The sequence below is a fragment of the Thiohalophilus sp. genome, assembly GCF_034522235.1.
In the GTDB taxonomy this organism is placed as follows: Bacteria; Pseudomonadota; Gammaproteobacteria; order UBA6429; family Thiohalophilaceae; genus Thiohalophilus.
The window spans coordinates 2,257,402-2,272,649 of sequence record NZ_JAXHLN010000003.1 but is presented as its reverse complement, the minus strand read 5'-3'; the positions used below and the strand labels follow the sequence as shown (position 1 = coordinate 2,272,649).

Below are 15,248 nucleotides of genomic sequence, written 5' to 3'. Positions count from 1 at the left end.
AAATCAATAAACTGGATTGGCAGGTATTACGTATGAATATCTATTACGACAAAGATTGCGATCTCTCCATCATCAAGGGCAAGAAGGTAGCTGTTATCGGTTACGGCTCCCAGGGCCACGCCCATGCCAACAACCTGAAGGATTCCGGCGTCGATGTGACTGTCGGCCTGCGTGAAGGTTCGGCTTCCGCCAAAAAGGCGCAGGAAGCCGGTCTGAGCGTCAAGAATGTACCCGAGGCCGTGGCCGCTGCCGACGTGGTGATGGTGTTGACCCCGGATGAGTACCAGGCCCGGATTTACAAGGATGATATTGAGCCGAGTCTGAAAAAGGGTGCGACCCTGGCGTTTGCCCATGGCTTCAGCATCCATTACAACCAGGTGGTGCCGCGCGAGGATCTCGACGTGATCATGATTGCGCCCAAGGCGCCGGGCCATACCGTGCGCAGTGAATTCGTGCGCGGCGGCGGCATTCCCGATCTGATCGCCGTGTTCCAGGACGCCTCCGGCAAGGCCAAGGAGACCGCCATGTCCTATGCCTCGGCCATCGGCGGCGGTCGCACCGGCATCATCGAAACCAGCTTCAAGGACGAGACCGAAACCGATCTGTTCGGCGAGCAGGCCGTGCTCTGCGGTGGCGCGGTGGAGCTGGTCAAGGCCGGTTTCGAGACCCTGGTGGAAGCCGGTTACGCGCCGGAGATGGCCTACTTCGAATGTCTGCACGAGCTGAAGCTGATCGTGGATCTGATGTACGAAGGCGGCATCGCCAACATGAACTACTCCATCTCCAACAACGCCGAGTACGGCGAGTACGTCACCGGCGCCAAGGTGATCAACGAGGAGAGTCGCTGGGCAATGAAAGAAGCCCTGCACAACATCCAGACCGGTGAGTATGCCAAGAAGTTTATTCTCGAAGGCATGACCAACTATCCGGAAATGACCGCCATGCGCCGGCTCAATGCCGAACATCCGATCGAGCAGGTGGGTGAGAAGCTGCGCGAGATGATGCCCTGGATCAAGGCAAACGCGCTGGTAGACAAGAGCAAGAACTGAGGCGGTCACGCCACCGGGCCCTGACAGACAGGATTGAATGCCAGGGCGATTCTGCAAGGCCGGTTCGGGTAACCGGTCTTGTCATGTCTGGCACCGGGAAAAACGCGACAACGGATCCGGGCAAAGCCCGCTTCACAGCATCGCGGATTACGTTATGATGGCAATCTCACTTTTATTTGTATACACGTAAGCATGACCCGAAAAACCACTACAGACTCACGTCGACGCGGTATCTACCTGCTGCCCAACCTGTTTACCACGGCGGCGCTGTTCTCCGGGTTTTATGCGATCGTGGCCGCCATGCACGGCCGCTTTGAGCCGGCGGCGATTGCCATTTTCGTGGCCATGTTGCTGGATGGCGTCGACGGGCGGGTGGCGCGCATGACCAACACCCAGAGCGACTTCGGCGCCGAGTATGACAGCCTGTCGGACATGGTCTCTTTTGGTCTGGCCCCGTCACTGGTGATCTACGAGTGGGCCCTGTCGGATCTGGGCAAGCTTGGCTGGCTGGCCGCCTTCATCTACACGGCCACCGCCGCGTTGCGTCTGGCCCGTTTCAACACCCAGGTGGAGCATGCCGACAAGCGTTACTTTCAGGGGCTGGCCAGTCCTTCGGCGGCGGCGATCATCGCCGGCAGTGTCTGGGTCGGCGAGACCTACGAGATGGTGCCGGGCCAGCTCAGTTATCTGGCCTGGGGGCTGACGGTGGTAATCGGCCTGCTGATGGTCAGCAATGTGCGCTATTACAGCTTCAAGACCTTCAACCTGCGCGACAAGGTCCCGTTTGTGGCCATTCTGGTGATTGTCCTGATTCTGGTGCTGGTTTCCTCCAACCCGCCGGTGGTGCTGTTCAGTGTCTTCTTCGCCTACGCCCTGTCCGGGCCGGTACTGACCCTGGTGCAACTGCGCCAGCGGCGCGCCGAACGGGATCAGGCCCATCGGCACCCTGATGAAAAAGATGAGCAGGACTTGGAAAATCCCTGATCAGGCGTTATAGTAATTTGTAATGACTGAGCGAAATACCATGACATTGACGGACCCGACTTCTCGCGACATCTCTGTCACTGCACCGGCGGTGCAGGGTATGCCCCTGTTCGCCCGGTTCACCTCCCTCGATTCTCTCCTGAATCTACGACTGCTGCCCTGAGGGGCAAATAACAGCAGACGACGCGCCGGGCTGGGCGCCACAACCTCACAGCCCAACAAGCACAGAATTTTCAGGTTAACTGCCAACCCATGCCATAATGGGTAATCAGGAGAGAGACAATGAGTGACGACAGATTAATCATATTCGATACCACCTTGCGCGATGGCGAACAGAGCCCCGGCGCCTCCATGACCAAGGAGGAGAAGATCCGAATCGCCCGCGCCCTGGAGCGCATGCATGTGGATGTGATCGAGGCCGGTTTCCCCATCGCCAGTACCGGCGACTTCGATGCCGTACGTGCGGTGGCCCGCAGCATCAAGGACAGCACCGTCTGCGGTCTGTCGCGGGCGCTGGACACGGACATCGATCGTGCCGGTGAGGCATTGAAGGAGGCTAACAGCGCGCGCATCCACACCTTCATCGCCACCTCGCCCATCCACATGAAGATGAAGCTGCGCATGGAGCCGGACCAGGTGGTCGAGCAGGCGGTACGCGCGGTCAAGCGCGCGCGCCAGTACACCGACAACGTCGAGTTCTCCGCCGAGGACGCCGGACGTTCCGAGCTGGATTTTCTGTGCCGCATTGTCGAGCAGGTAATCGACGCCGGCGCCACCACCATCAATATTCCCGACACCGTCGGCTATAATGTGCCGCAGCAGTTCGGCGAGACGATTCGCAGCCTGATCGAACGGGTGCCCAACTCGGACAAGGCGGTCTTCTCCGTGCATTGTCATAACGATCTGGGTCTGGCCGTGGCCAACTCCCTCTCCGCGGTGTTGAACGGCGCACGCCAGGTCGAGTGCACCATCAACGGCCTGGGCGAGCGGGCCGGCAACGCCTCGCTGGAAGAGATCGTCATGACGGTCAAGACCCGCAAGGACATCTTCCCCTGCAGTGTCGATCATCTCGATACTCGCGAGATCGTCCCGACCTCCAAGCTGGTCGCCGGCATCACCGGCTTTGCGGTGCAGCCCAACAAGGCGATCGTTGGTGCCAACGCCTTTGCCCATGAGTCGGGTATTCATCAGGACGGTGTGCTCAAAAGCCGCGAGACCTACGAGATCATGAGCGCCGAGGATGTCGGCTGGTCGGCCAACCGCATGGTGCTGGGCAAGCATTCGGGGCGTAACGCCTTCCGTTCGCGGCTCAAGGAGCTGGGCGTGGAATTCGATTCCGAGGACGAGTTGAACGACGCCTTCGCCCGCTTCAAGAATCTGGCCGACAAGAAACACGAGATCTTCGACGAGGATCTGCAGGCGCTGGTGACCGAAACCGGCATTTCCGCCGAGAACGAGCATATCCATCTGGTCGCCATGCGGGTTTGTTCCGAAACCGGCGAGACCCCGCACGCCAACGTCACCCTCAATGTGGATGGTCAGGAACAGCAGGCCGAGGCTGACGGCGGCGGGCCGGTGGACGCGGCCTTTCGGGCGATTGAGCAGGTGATCAACAGCGGTGCCGAGCTACTGCTCTACTCGGTGAACAACATCACCAGCGGTACCGACGCCCAGGGCGAGGTCACCGTGCGCATGGAAAAAGACGGGCGTATCGTCAACGGCCAGGGCGCCGATACCGATATCGTCATCGCCTCCGCCAAGGCCTACATCAACGCGCTGAACAAGATCGTCTCGCCGGTCGAGCGGGAACATCCGCAGGCCGCGGATGTGTAACACATCCGCGGCCAGGGACGAGGTACGAGTGACGAGGGACGAGGAAAAGCGTTAACCACGAAGACCCGAAGACCCGAAGACACGAAGAAAACGAATTGATTGCTTCGTGACTTCGGGTCTTCGTGGTGAATTTTTGTGCTCTTTGCCTCGTTACTCGTCACTCGTACCTCGTCCCTTTTCTGTCGGAGGTGGTAAACTCATCCCATGTCTCCTGTCACGCCACAACAACGCCGCTACCTGGACGCGATGGGGATCGATGTCTGGGTGCGGCGGGATCGGGTGATGCCGGCCGAGGAGATGGCGCCGCTGTCACAACCGGCCACGGAACCGGCGGTGCCCGCGGGCGAGGGGCGGCCCGATGTCAGTGAACTGGACTGGTCGGCGCTGCGCCAGCAGGTGGCGGTCTGTCAGTTGTGCGAGTTGCACCAGAGCCGGACCCAGACGGTATTCGGGGTGGGCAATGAGCAGGCCCGCTGGCTGATCATCGGCGAGGCGCCCGGAGTTGATGAGGATCGCCAGGGCGAGCCGTTCGTCGGCCGGGCCGGCAAGCTGCTCAATGCCATGCTGCAGGCGGTGGGGCTCTCCCGCGAGCAGGTCTATATCGCCAACATTCTCAAATGCCGTCCGCCCAACAACCGGGATCCCCGCCCGGAAGAGGCGGCGGCCTGTTTTCCCTATCTGCGGCGGCAGATTGAGCTGATCCAGCCCGATCTCATTATCGCCCTGGGCCGTGTCGCCGCACAGCGGCTGCTGGATTGCACGACCAGCCTGGCCCGGCTGCGCGGCACGGTACACCGGCTCGAAGCCACCGGCACCCCGGTGGTGGTGACCTATCACCCGGCCTATCTGTTGCGGACCCCGGCGGACAAACGCAAGGCGTGGGAGGATCTGTTGTTTGCCCAGTCACTGACCCGCGACCACTAGGTCGAAACGGAGACGAGCATGAGCGCGGTATTCAAACAGGCTGATGACGGAATACGCTCCATGGGGATCGCCGATCTGGACGCGATCATGGCGATCGAAAAGACGATCTATAACTTTCCCTGGACCCGGGGGATATTCCGCGATTGCCTGAACGTAGGCTACAGCTGCCGGGTGTTGCAAGTCGAGGGGGAAGTACAGGCCTATGCCATTCTCTCGGTGGCCGCCGGCGAGGCGCATATTCTAACTCTCTGCGTCAATCCGGATGCGCACCGTCGCGGTTACGGCCAGCTGATGCTCGATGATCTGCTGCAACTGGCCCGTGAACGCCACGCCGGATCCATCTATCTTGAAGTGCGTCCCTCCAACCAGGGGGCCATTCGTCTGTATGAGAAAACCGGTTTTCAGGAGATCGGCATCCGCCCCGATTACTATCCCGATGCGTTCGGCCGCGAGGATGCGATGGTGATGGCGTTGACGTTCGGCAACTGATTCCTTCTTTTTAACGGATTGGTTTTTATGAATTCAGACACGATGACATCGCTTGTGCGCATTGCCGCGCGCGAGGAACTGATGACCCGCTTTACCCACGTCAAACGCGGCATCAAGGCCGACGGTAGTTTTCTGACCGAGGCCGATCTCGCCATGCAGGAACGGCTCGCCAGTGAATTAAGCAGTCACGAGCCGGATATATTATTCCTGGGTGAGGAGATGCCCGCCGAAGAACAGCAGGGATTGTTGCAAGGTGGCAAGCCGCTATGGGTGCTGGATCCGCTCGATGGCACCAGTAACTATGCTTCGGGCATTCCCTGTTTCTCGGTATCGTTGGCGCTGATCGAGGCGGGCGTGTTGAAACTCGGCCTGGTTTACGATCCGGTGCGTGACGAATGCTTCTTCGCGCAACAGGGCCAGGGCGCCTGGCTCAATGGCGAGCGGCTTGTTCCCTTCGACACCGGTCTGAGTCTGAAACAAAGTACCGGCCTCATCGACTTCAAACGGCTGGCACCAGAGCTGGCAACCCGGCTGGTTAGCGAGATCCCCTATTCATCGCAACGCAGTTTCGGTTCGGTGGCGCTGGACTGGTGCTGGATTGCCATCGGCCGCAGTCATGTCTATCTGCACGGCAAGCAAAATCTGTGGGATTACGCCGCTGGCCACCTGATTCTGGCCGAAGTGGGGGGACGGTCGTGCACCCTGGAGGGGGAGGCCGTGTTTAACAACAGTTTGCAACCGCGCTCGGCGGTGGCGGCACTGGATCCCGCGTTGTTTGCCGCCTGGACCGACTGGCTGGGAATCCACTGCTGAGACAAGGGCTTCGGACACGCATTCCGAGTCCCCTTGCAAACGCTAGCTGATCGACTGTTCGGAACGCTGTTTTGCGCAAAAGCGGGTAACGGATCGTGTTGTGGGTCTACCTTGGCTGTTATAGTCGCCAGGACGAATCATTACCCTTGCCGGTTTCGCCGTTTGGCCAGCAGGAGAGCACTATGTCTTATCTATGGAAGAACGTTTTAAAAGGGCTGGCCACGGTACTGCCGGTGGCATTGACCCTGTATCTGATTTACTGGCTGGGACTGACTATCGAAAACGGGCTGCATCCGGTGATCACCTCGGTTGTGCCGGAGGCGTACTATATTCCGGGGATGGCGCTGGTGGCCGGCGGGGTGGTGCTGTTTTTCCTGGGACTGGCGGTCAATGCCTGGGTGATCCAGCGCTTGATCTGGCTGGTGGAGAAGCTGCTGGAGCGGATTCCGCTGGTCAAATCGATTTACGGTTCGCTGCATGATTTCATGGACTATTTCGCCGCGGGCAAGAGCCGGGGCGGGCTCAAGCAGGTGGTGCTGGTATCGATCGGCGAGGCAAAGTTACTGGGTTTTTTGACCCGGGAGCGGATCGAGGATATCCTCGGCCTGAGCGCCGAAGAGGGGGATGATATTGTGGCCATCTATCTGCCGCTTAGTTACCAGATTGGCGGTTACACCCTCTATCTGCCCCGCTCCAAAGTGGAGCCGGTACCCATGTCGATGGAAGATGCCATGCGCCGGGTGCTCACTGCCGAGTTGTCCAAGTCCGGTGCCACGGCCAAACCGTGAGCTGACAGGCGTTTGACAATCAGGCCGTTTGCAGGCACGGCAGATCCGGTTGATGCCACTTCCGGGCAGAGGCCTCTGCCCAACCCGACCGCTTTTTTGTACAATAGCGCTCTTTTAATAGCTGGACCCTTCATGAGCCGTTATCTCGACGAAACCCACCGCCGGCGCACCTTTGCGATCATCTCCCATCCCGACGCCGGGAAAACCACCGTGACCGAAAAACTGCTGCTGTTCGGCCGCGCCATCCAGCAGGCGGGGACGGTCAAGGGGCGCAAGTCGGATCGCCACGCGACCTCCGACTGGATGGCGCTGGAGAAGCAGCGCGGCATCTCGGTGACCTCGGCGGTGATGCAGTTTCCCTACAAGGAACGCATTATCAACCTGCTGGATACCCCGGGCCATGAGGATTTCTCCGAAGATACCTACCGGGTACTGACCGCGGTGGATTCGGCGCTGATGGTGATCGACAGCGCCAAGGGTGTCGAGGAGCGGACCATCAAGCTGATGGAAGTGTGCCGGCTGCGCGATACGCCGATTCTGACTTTCATCAACAAACTGGACCGGGAAGGCCGCGAGCCCATCGAGCTGATGGACGAGGTGGAGGAGGTGCTGAAAATCCAGTGCGCGCCGATCACCTGGCCGATCGGCATGGGCAAGGGATTCAAGGGGGTCTATCACCTCTATAACGAGAGCATTCATCTTTTCAGTGCCACCCATGGCGGCAAAATCCAGACCGGGGAAGTTATTCAGGGGCTGGATAACCACCGGCTCGATGACCTGCTCGGCAGCGCGGCCGATGAGCTGCGCGAGGAGATCGAACTGGTGCGCGGTGCCAGCCATGAATTTGATCTCGACACCTTTCTGGCCGGCAAGCAAAGCCCGGTGTTCTTCGGCTCGGCGATCAACAACTTCGGTATCCAGGAACTGCTGGATTATTTCGTCGAGATTGCGCCACGGCCCCAGGCGCACGAAACCCGGCAACGGATTGTCGAACCCGAAGAGGAAAAATTCACCGGCTTCGTGTTCAAGATCCAGGCGAATATGGATCCCCAGCATCGCGATCGGGTGGCCTTCCTGCGCGTCTGTTCCGGCACCTACGAAAAGGGCATGAAAGCCCGTCAGGTGCGCCTCGGCAAGGATGTGAAACTGGCCAATGCCATTACCTTCATGGCCAGCGAACGCGAGCATGTGGAAACCGCCTATCCCGGTGACATTATCGGACTGCACAATCATGGCACGATTCAGATCGGTGACACTTTCTCGCAGGGCGAGGATCTCAAGTTTACCGGTATCCCCAACTTCGCCCCGGAACTGTTCCGCCGGGTACGTTTGCGCGATCCCATGAAGAACAAGGCCCTGCAAAAAGGCCTGGATCAGCTAAGCGAGGAGGGCGCCTCGCAGGTCTTTCGCCCGCTCAATAACAACGACATTATTGTCGGCGCGGTGGGCGTGCTGCAGTTTGACGTGGTCGCCTTTCGCCTCAAAGAAGAATATAACGTGGAATGCAGTTTCGAGGCGGTGAATGTGAACACCGCCCGCTGGGTCACCTGCACCGATGAGAAGATGCTCAACGAGTTTCGCAAAAAAGCCGCGGATAACCTGGCACTGGATGCCTCGGGCAGTCTGACTTACCTGGCGCCGACACGGGTCAATCTGGATCTGACCATCGAGCGCTGGCCGGATATCGAGTTCCACGCCACCCGCGAACATTAACAGGCCGTTGAAAAACTGCTTGCGTTGCTGCTGCGGCGTCAACAATGCCCTCAAAATGCTCATTTATTGTCTATAAACGCCGCTTTTTCGGCCATTTTTGTCTTGCATCGGCGGCCTCGCTAACGTTTTTCAACTGCCGGTTAAAAGACAGTACGTAAAGCCCTTTACAAACCGGGCAGTGACCCGGTATCAATAGCGAATGTTAACGCTACTCAAGATCGTTTTCCGCACCTTACTCAGATTGCTCTATCGGGTCGAGGTGCAGGGACTGGAAAACCTGCAGCAGGCCGGTCCGCGCACCCTGCTGATAGCCAACCATACCTCCTTTCTCGACGGTCTTTTGCTGACGGTGTTTCTGCCGCGGGAGTTGAGTTTTGCCATCCATACCCGCATGGTCAATCAATGGTTCATACGTCCGTTCAAGCCGCTGGTGACGCTGTTTGTGATGGACCCGACCAGTCCGTTTTCCCTCAAATCGCTGATTCGCTATATGCAGGACGACCACAGCGTGGTGCTGTTTCCCGAAGGACGGATCACCGTGACCGGGGCGTTGATGAAGATCTATCACGGCCCGGGGCTGGTGGCGGACAAGGTCGATGCCGATGTATTGCCGGTACGCATCGATGGTGCCCAGTATTCGCCGTTCTCCCGCCTGCGCAAGCGGATCCGGGTGCGCTGGTTCCCGCGCATTACCCTGACCGTTTTGCCACCGCGCAAGATCAGGGCGCCGGCCGAGGTGCGTGGGCGCGCGCGACGGATCTACGCCGGCGAGCAGCTGACCGACATTATGACCGAGATGATGTTCGCCACCAGCCATTATCGTTGCACGATTTTCGAGGCATTACTGGATGCGCAGCGCATTCACGGCGGCCGGCACAAGATCGCCGAGGACTTCGAGCGGGTGCCGATTAACTATCGTCAGCTGATCCGGCGCAGTTTTATCCTGGCAGACGCCCTTGCTGCCCGTACCCGGCGAGGCGAGAACGTCGGTATTTTGTTACCCAACACCACCGCGACGCTGATCACCCTGTTTGCACTGCAGATCTATCACCGGGTGCCGGCGCTGCTCAATTATTCCGACGGGGTGAAAAACCTGCTCGAGGCCTGTCGCATCGGGCGCATCAACACGATCTATACCTCGCGCCAGTTTGCCGATTATGTCCGTCTGCATGAGCTGCTCACTGAACTGGGTCGGGAAGTGAAGGTGATTTACCTCGAAGAGGTCGTCAGTGCGCTTCGCTGGCACCATAAACTGCGCGGCATGTTCGCGGCCTGGTTTCCGCGGCTGGGGTATCGCGGTCGTGCCGGCGAGGCCGGGCCGGACGATCCGGCGGTGCTGCTGTTTACCCCCGGCTCCGAAGCCGAGTCCAAAGGCGTGGTGCTGTCGCACGCCAATCTGCTGGCCAACTGTTCGCAGCTGGTCAGCCGCACCGATTTCAGCTCGCGGGATGTGGTACTCAATACCATGCCCATGTTCCATGCTTTCGGCCTGACTTGTGGCACAATATTGCCGGTGATATCCGGAGTGCGGGTCTTTTTCTATCCCAACCCGTTGCACTATCGCATCGTTCCGGAGATCGCCTACGACATCAATGCCACCATCCTGTTCGGTACCGACACGTTTCTGGCCGGCTATGCCCGTTTCGCCCATCCCTATGATTTTTACAGTGTTCGGTATGTGTTTGCCGGCGCGGAAAAACTGCAGGCGACAACCCGCCGGATCTGGAGCGAACGGTTCGGGGTGCGCATTTTCGAAGGTTACGGTACGACAGAGACCAGCTCAATGATTGCCATCAATACCGCAATGGAAAATCGCCCCGGCACGGTCGGTCGACTGCTCCCGGGCATGGAATACCGGCTGGTGGCCGAACCGGGAGTGGAAGTCGGCGAACGCCTGTGGGTGAAAGGGCCCAACGTGATGCGCGGCTATCTGCAACCCGACCAGCCCACAACGGTTCAGCCGCCAGCCACCGCCGCCGGACCGGGCTGGTATGATACCGGCGATATCGTAACTATGAATGAGCGCGGGTTTTTGACCATCATTGGCCGGGCCCGGCGTTTTGCCCGGATCGACGGCGGGACGGTGTCACTGGCGCAGATGGAAGAGTTTGTCAGCCGTGTCTGGCCGCGGGCGACTCATGCCATCATCAGCGTGAGCGATGACCGTGGCGGCGAACAACTGGTACTGGTTACCACACAGTCACGGCCGCAACGCGATGAGCTGCTGGATACCGCGCGCGAGCAGGGTATCCCCGAGGCCGGTGTGCCGCAGAGGCTGGTCTCTGTGACGAAGCTGCCGCAACTGGGCAGCGGCAAGATCGATTATCGGCAATTGCAACAGCAATACGGTCAATCGCCAGCGGCCTGATCGATACCCGCAGGGTATGAGCCCTGCGGGAATAACAACAAACGCACAACGAGACCGGCATGTGGAAGCTGCTTACCGAGAAAAAGGTTCTTTCCTGGGCATTGTATGACTGGGCCAATTCGGCCTTTGCCACGGTCATGCTGGCGGGACTGTTTCCGGTCTTTTTCAAACAGTACTGGAGTGCCGGACAGGCGGCGACCACCAGTACTTTTCACCTGGGAGTGGCCAACTCCGCCGCCGGTATCGTGATTGTCCTGCTGGCACCGATTCTCGGCGCCATCGCCGATGCCGGTCAGGCCCGCAAGCGGCTGTTATTGTCGTTTGCCGCGCTTGGCATGATCATGACCGCGGCACTGTACGGCGTGGAAAAAGGCGCCTGGCTGGCGGCGGCCGTCCTGTATGCGCTGGGTGTGATCGGCTTTATGGGCAGCGTGATCTTCTACGATGCACTGATCGTCAAGGTCACCCGCCCGGAGCATTATGACCTGGTCTCCGGTTACGGTTTTTCCCTGGGGTATCTCGGCGGCGGATTGTTGTTTAGCCTGGATGTGCTGATGACACTCTATCCGGCCTGGTTCGGTTTTGCCGATACCAGCGAGGCGGTGCGCTTTGCCTTTATTACCGTGGCCATCTGGTGGGCACTCTTTACCCTGCCGCTGGCATTCAACGTGCCGGCCGATGAAGGGTTGCGGTTGCCGGTGTTTAAGGCGGTGCGCGGCGGCTTTCGGCAATTGCGCAATACCTTTGCCGAAATTCGCCGACTGAAAGTGGTGTCCCTGTTCCTGGTAGCCTACTGGCTCTATATCGACGGGGTCGATACCGTGGTGCGCATGGCGGTCGATTACGGCATGTCGATCGGCTTTGACAGTAACGATCTGATCGTCGCACTGCTGATCACCCAGTTCGTCGGTTTCCCCGCCGCCTTGTTGTTTGGCATACTGGGACAGAAGATCGGCGCCAAGGCAGGGATTCTGATTGCTTTGTGTGTCTATTTTCTCGTGACCACCTGGGCCTATTTCATGCAAGAGGTGTATGAGTTCTATCTGCTGGCCGTGGTGATCGGTCTGGTGCAGGGGGGCGTGCAGTCACTGAGCCGATCATTGTACGCGCGTATCATCCCGCCAGAGAAATCCGGCGAGTTTTTCGGCTTTTACAACATGATGGGCAAGTTCGCCGCCGTGATCGGCCCGGTGATGATGGGGTCGGTCGCCGTATTGACCGACAGCTCGCGTCTGGCGATTCTTTCGATCACGGTGTTATTCATGATTGGCGGCGGACTGTTACTACTGGTCAACGTCAAGGAAGGCGAGCGCATGGCGCGGCAGTTATGAAATGGATGATATAATCAGACTTCGAATCCAGAATAGTCAAAGAAGGCAGGTGTTGTAGTGGATAAGGATAATAACCAGGCCCCGAGTTTATGGGATGTTGCCAAGAGCGTCATGGCGGGGTTTCTCGGCGTACAGAAAAGCAGTCATTATGAGCGGGACTTTACCCATGGCAAACCCTGGCAGTACATCACCCTGGGTATTGTCGGGGTAGTGATCTTTATCGCCATAATCATCGGCATTGTCAATCTGGTGCTGTCGATGGCCGGAGTGTAAATCAGTGCCGAGTTCTGAGTACTTATTACCAAGTCGGGTAGGTCAGGGTGCGCATAGCGCTCCCTGACAAACTGGCTAAATGATAGCTTGTGGTCAATTAAAAATTAATTTTGTGCCCGGCTCTTAGTACTTAGTACTCAGCACTCAGCACTCAGCACTCAGCACTCAGCACTCAGCACTCAGCACTCGATATGTCCTCCGGGTAATCCACATCCCGCAATACACCCGGATCGTTGACCGGAATCAGCGTCAGATGTTGCCGGTTGGCGTTGAGAATGGAACGGGCGCCGTTGTCCCCGTCCAGGGCCAACAGATCCCGGACATAGGCGCTGCCGAAGCCGACCGGATGGCCGCGGCGATCGCCGTAGAGGGGGGCAACGATATCCCGGGGTTGTTGCACGGCCGTGGCGACCGTGCGGATCGTTTGTTTGTCGATCCAGGGCATGTCGGCGAGGGTGATCAACCAGCCCGGGGCGTCATGGCTGGCGCGGATGGCGCAGGCCAGGCTGCGGCCCATGCCGGCTTCGGGCTGCGGGTTGATCACAATCTGCAGGCCTTCTTTGCTTAATAATTCCGCGGTGCGCGGATCATCGGGGCCGATCACGGCCACGCTTTCGGGTAACACGGCTTTGAGTTTGCGCGCGGCCTGCACCACCATGGGGATCTGATCGGGGAGGGGCTGCAGCAGTTTGTTGCTGCCAAAGCGCCGGCTGAGGCCGGCGGCCAGCAGGATCCCGGTCACGGGGCTCATGCCACGCTGACCGCATCCGGGTTGCGCACGACCGCGGTGGCGGCATTACGCAAGGCGGTGATCTCGGCGAGGATGGCCACGGCGATCTCCGGCGGGGTGTGACTGCCGATGTCCAGTCCGACCGGGGCGTGCAGGCGGCGGATCTGCGTCTTGCTCAGCCCCAGTTCCCGCAGGCGCCGGCGGCGGGCGTCGCAGTTGCGCTGCGAGCCGATGGCGCCGATATAAAAGGCGTTGGAGCTGAGTGCATCGAGCAGGGCCATGTCGTCCAGCCTGGGATCGTGGGTGAGGGCCAGCACGATGCTGCGCTCATGCTCGGCGTATTCGTCGACCGCCTCGTCGGGCATCATGCCGATCAGCCGGGTGCCGGGAACCTGCCAGCCGGCGGCATACTCCTCGCGCGGATCGCAGACGATCACCCGGTAGTCGAGCATCAGGGCCAGTTGCGAGACATAGTGTGACAAATGGCCGGCGCCGATCAGCAGCATCTGCCATTGCGGTCCAAAGACCTTGCTCACCGCGTCCTCGGTGTAACTGAATTCCTGATCGGCGCTGGCCGGCGCCAGGGTGACTTCGCCGCTGGCCAGATCCACCCGACGCGCCATCAGCTCGGCCTGTTCCATGGCACTCAGCAACGGCTGCAGCTGATCCGGATCGTTTAACGGTTCCAGCAACAGCTCCAGCCGCCCGCCGCAGGGCAGGCCGAAGCGGGTCGCCTCCTGGCGATCGACCCCGTAATCGAGTCGAACGGGCAGCTCGCTCAACTCATTCTGCCGATAGCGGGCCAGCAGGTCCTCTTCCACGCAACCGCCGGAGACCGAGCCGGCATGCACGCCGTCCGGGCGCATCACCAGCAGCGAGCCGGGCGGGCGGGGCGAGGAGCCCCAGGTTTTCAATACGGTCACCAGTACCAGCGCATGGCCTTCTTGCAGCCACTGGTGGGCGGTCTGGATGACTTCACGGTCGGTTCCCCAGGTTTCCATGGCTGTTTCTTCCTCAGGCGGACAGTGTCCATGGCCGCCGTTGACGCGCCGGGTTGGACTGGCCATCGCTACCCGGCACCACGTCGTGTTTCTCCCTGACACTCTGCACCGCCTCGGCGACCGGTGAGCTGACTTTTTCGATGGGGGTGATCGACTTGTCCAGCACGGAGGAGGGGCCACAGACCGCGATGGCGCAACCGTATTGGGTGCCGATCAGACCCGGTGCATCGTGCAGTGCCCAGAGCAACGGCATGTCGGCATCGACATTGAGAGAGTGGGTGTCGCCATTAGCGAAAAGTGTGACCAAGGGGAGACTCCTTATCTTCATTGTATGAAGTCCTATTAGCCTAGCATGCCTTTTCGGGATGTCACACCGGGCTCGTCTATACGCTTTGTGACAAATCCGCGACACGTTGCGAGTTTGTGATACACCGGACCAGCCATTAGCCGTATTGAGGGATCAGGACGGGCTGCGCAGGGTGTGCCGGCGTTGAAGTCCGGGGCAGGCTTTCGAGCAGGGATTAAACCGGTGTTTTTTGCTATTTTGTGGTCTGGAGGCTTGTAATGCTGATTTTTGGCTCAATATAGTAAAAATGTGTAGTATATCCGGTTAAATTTCGGTGTATAATACACTCACGCTACATCTCTCTGGTTCTTGTCAGTATTTCTTTCCAAGATAATACCTGTTGAAAACCTCGCAAGACGTGTATCGGACTTTTATTAATAACTTTTGAATAGGTAAATTATCATGGCAACAGGAACCGTTAAATGGTTTAACGAATCCAAGGGCTTCGGCTTTATCGCTCCTTCTGATGGAAGCAATGACGTATTTGTTCACTTTTCGGCTATCACCGGATCAGGCTTCCGTACTCTGACTGAAGGTCAATCAGTGACTTTCAACGTCGAGAACGGCCAGAAGGGCCCGCAAGCGACAGATGTCCAGGCCTAAGCC

General features: G+C 59.1%; 15 protein-coding genes. 12 read left to right on the top strand and 3 right to left on the bottom strand.

Going from position 1 to position 15,248, the window contains the following annotated elements; genetic code table 11:
• Positions 1-32: 32 nt before the first annotated feature.
• The 11 genes from ilvC to U5J94_RS14060 all read left to right on the top strand — a co-directional run bounded on the left by ilvC (position 33) and on the right by U5J94_RS14060 (position 12,565).
• A complete protein-coding gene (gene ilvC / locus U5J94_RS14110; RefSeq protein WP_322566259.1) occupies positions 33-1,049 on the top strand; it encodes a ketol-acid reductoisomerase in 1,017 nt (338 codons plus the stop codon).
• A gap of 192 nt (positions 1,050-1,241) precedes the next feature.
• Entirely contained in the window at positions 1,242-2,033 is a 792-nt protein-coding gene (pssA, locus tag U5J94_RS14105) for a CDP-diacylglycerol--serine O-phosphatidyltransferase (protein WP_322566258.1), read from the top strand.
• 282 nt (positions 2,034-2,315) lie between these two features.
• The gene (locus U5J94_RS14100) at positions 2,316-3,866 is read left to right on the top strand and encodes a 2-isopropylmalate synthase (RefSeq protein ID WP_322566257.1); all 1,551 of its coding nucleotides are present in this window, start codon (positions 2,316-2,318) and stop codon (positions 3,864-3,866) included.
• Between the two features lie 204 nt (positions 3,867-4,070).
• Positions 4,071-4,790, top strand: coding sequence for a uracil-DNA glycosylase (locus U5J94_RS14095; protein ID WP_322566256.1), 720 nt, complete (start codon positions 4,071-4,073; stop codon positions 4,788-4,790).
• 18 nt (positions 4,791-4,808) lie between these two features.
• Entirely contained in the window at positions 4,809-5,279 is a 471-nt protein-coding gene (rimI, locus tag U5J94_RS14090) for a ribosomal protein S18-alanine N-acetyltransferase (protein ID WP_322566255.1), read from the top strand.
• Between the two features lie 27 nt (positions 5,280-5,306).
• The gene (locus U5J94_RS14085; RefSeq protein WP_322566254.1) at positions 5,307-6,092 is read left to right on the top strand and encodes an inositol monophosphatase family protein; all 786 of its coding nucleotides are present in this window, start codon (positions 5,307-5,309) and stop codon (positions 6,090-6,092) included.
• A 182-nt stretch (positions 6,093-6,274) separates the two neighbouring features.
• Positions 6,275-6,880, top strand: a complete 606-nt coding sequence (locus U5J94_RS14080) for a DUF502 domain-containing protein (RefSeq protein WP_322566253.1) — start codon at positions 6,275-6,277, stop codon at positions 6,878-6,880.
• Between the two features lie 132 nt (positions 6,881-7,012).
• The gene (locus U5J94_RS14075; protein ID WP_322566252.1) at positions 7,013-8,593 is read left to right on the top strand and encodes a peptide chain release factor 3; all 1,581 of its coding nucleotides are present in this window, start codon (positions 7,013-7,015) and stop codon (positions 8,591-8,593) included.
• A gap of 199 nt (positions 8,594-8,792) precedes the next feature.
• On the top strand, positions 8,793-10,961 hold the full coding sequence (locus tag U5J94_RS14070) for an AMP-binding protein (protein ID WP_322566251.1): 2,169 nt from the start codon (positions 8,793-8,795) through the stop codon (positions 10,959-10,961).
• A 59-nt stretch (positions 10,962-11,020) separates the two neighbouring features.
• Positions 11,021-12,292: an MFS transporter gene (locus tag U5J94_RS14065; RefSeq protein WP_322566250.1), complete on the top strand. Its 1,272-nt coding sequence runs from the start codon at positions 11,021-11,023 to the stop codon at positions 12,290-12,292.
• A 57-nt stretch (positions 12,293-12,349) separates the two neighbouring features.
• Positions 12,350-12,565, top strand: a complete 216-nt coding sequence (locus U5J94_RS14060; RefSeq protein WP_322566249.1) for a DUF2970 domain-containing protein — start codon at positions 12,350-12,352, stop codon at positions 12,563-12,565.
• Positions 12,566-12,737: 172 nt separating this feature from the next.
• On the opposite strand, the gene U5J94_RS14055 is transcribed toward U5J94_RS14060, so the two are convergent.
• Genes U5J94_RS14055 through U5J94_RS14045 form a run of 3 tightly spaced genes read right to left on the bottom strand, consistent with a single transcriptional unit; the run spans position 12,738 to position 14,603 of the window.
• Positions 12,738-13,316 carry a nucleotidyltransferase family protein gene (locus tag U5J94_RS14055; protein WP_322566248.1) on the bottom strand — a complete coding sequence of 193 codons (579 nt, stop codon included), beginning with the start codon at positions 13,314-13,316 and terminating at the stop codon, positions 12,738-12,740.
• Entirely contained in the window at positions 13,313-14,296 is a 984-nt protein-coding gene (locus U5J94_RS14050) for an XdhC family protein (RefSeq protein ID WP_322566247.1), read from the bottom strand. Before U5J94_RS14050 ends, U5J94_RS14055 begins: the two co-directional genes overlap by 4 nt.
• A 13-nt stretch (positions 14,297-14,309) precedes the next feature.
• A complete protein-coding gene (locus tag U5J94_RS14045; RefSeq protein ID WP_322566246.1) occupies positions 14,310-14,603 on the bottom strand; it encodes a hypothetical protein in 294 nt (97 codons plus the stop codon).
• A gap of 441 nt (positions 14,604-15,044) precedes the next feature.
• Between U5J94_RS14045 and U5J94_RS14040 the strand changes: the two genes are divergently transcribed.
• Complete coding sequence (locus U5J94_RS14040) at positions 15,045-15,245, top strand: cold-shock protein (RefSeq protein WP_322566245.1); 201 nt, start codon at positions 15,045-15,047, stop codon at positions 15,243-15,245.
• Positions 15,246-15,248 lie beyond the last annotated feature (3 nt).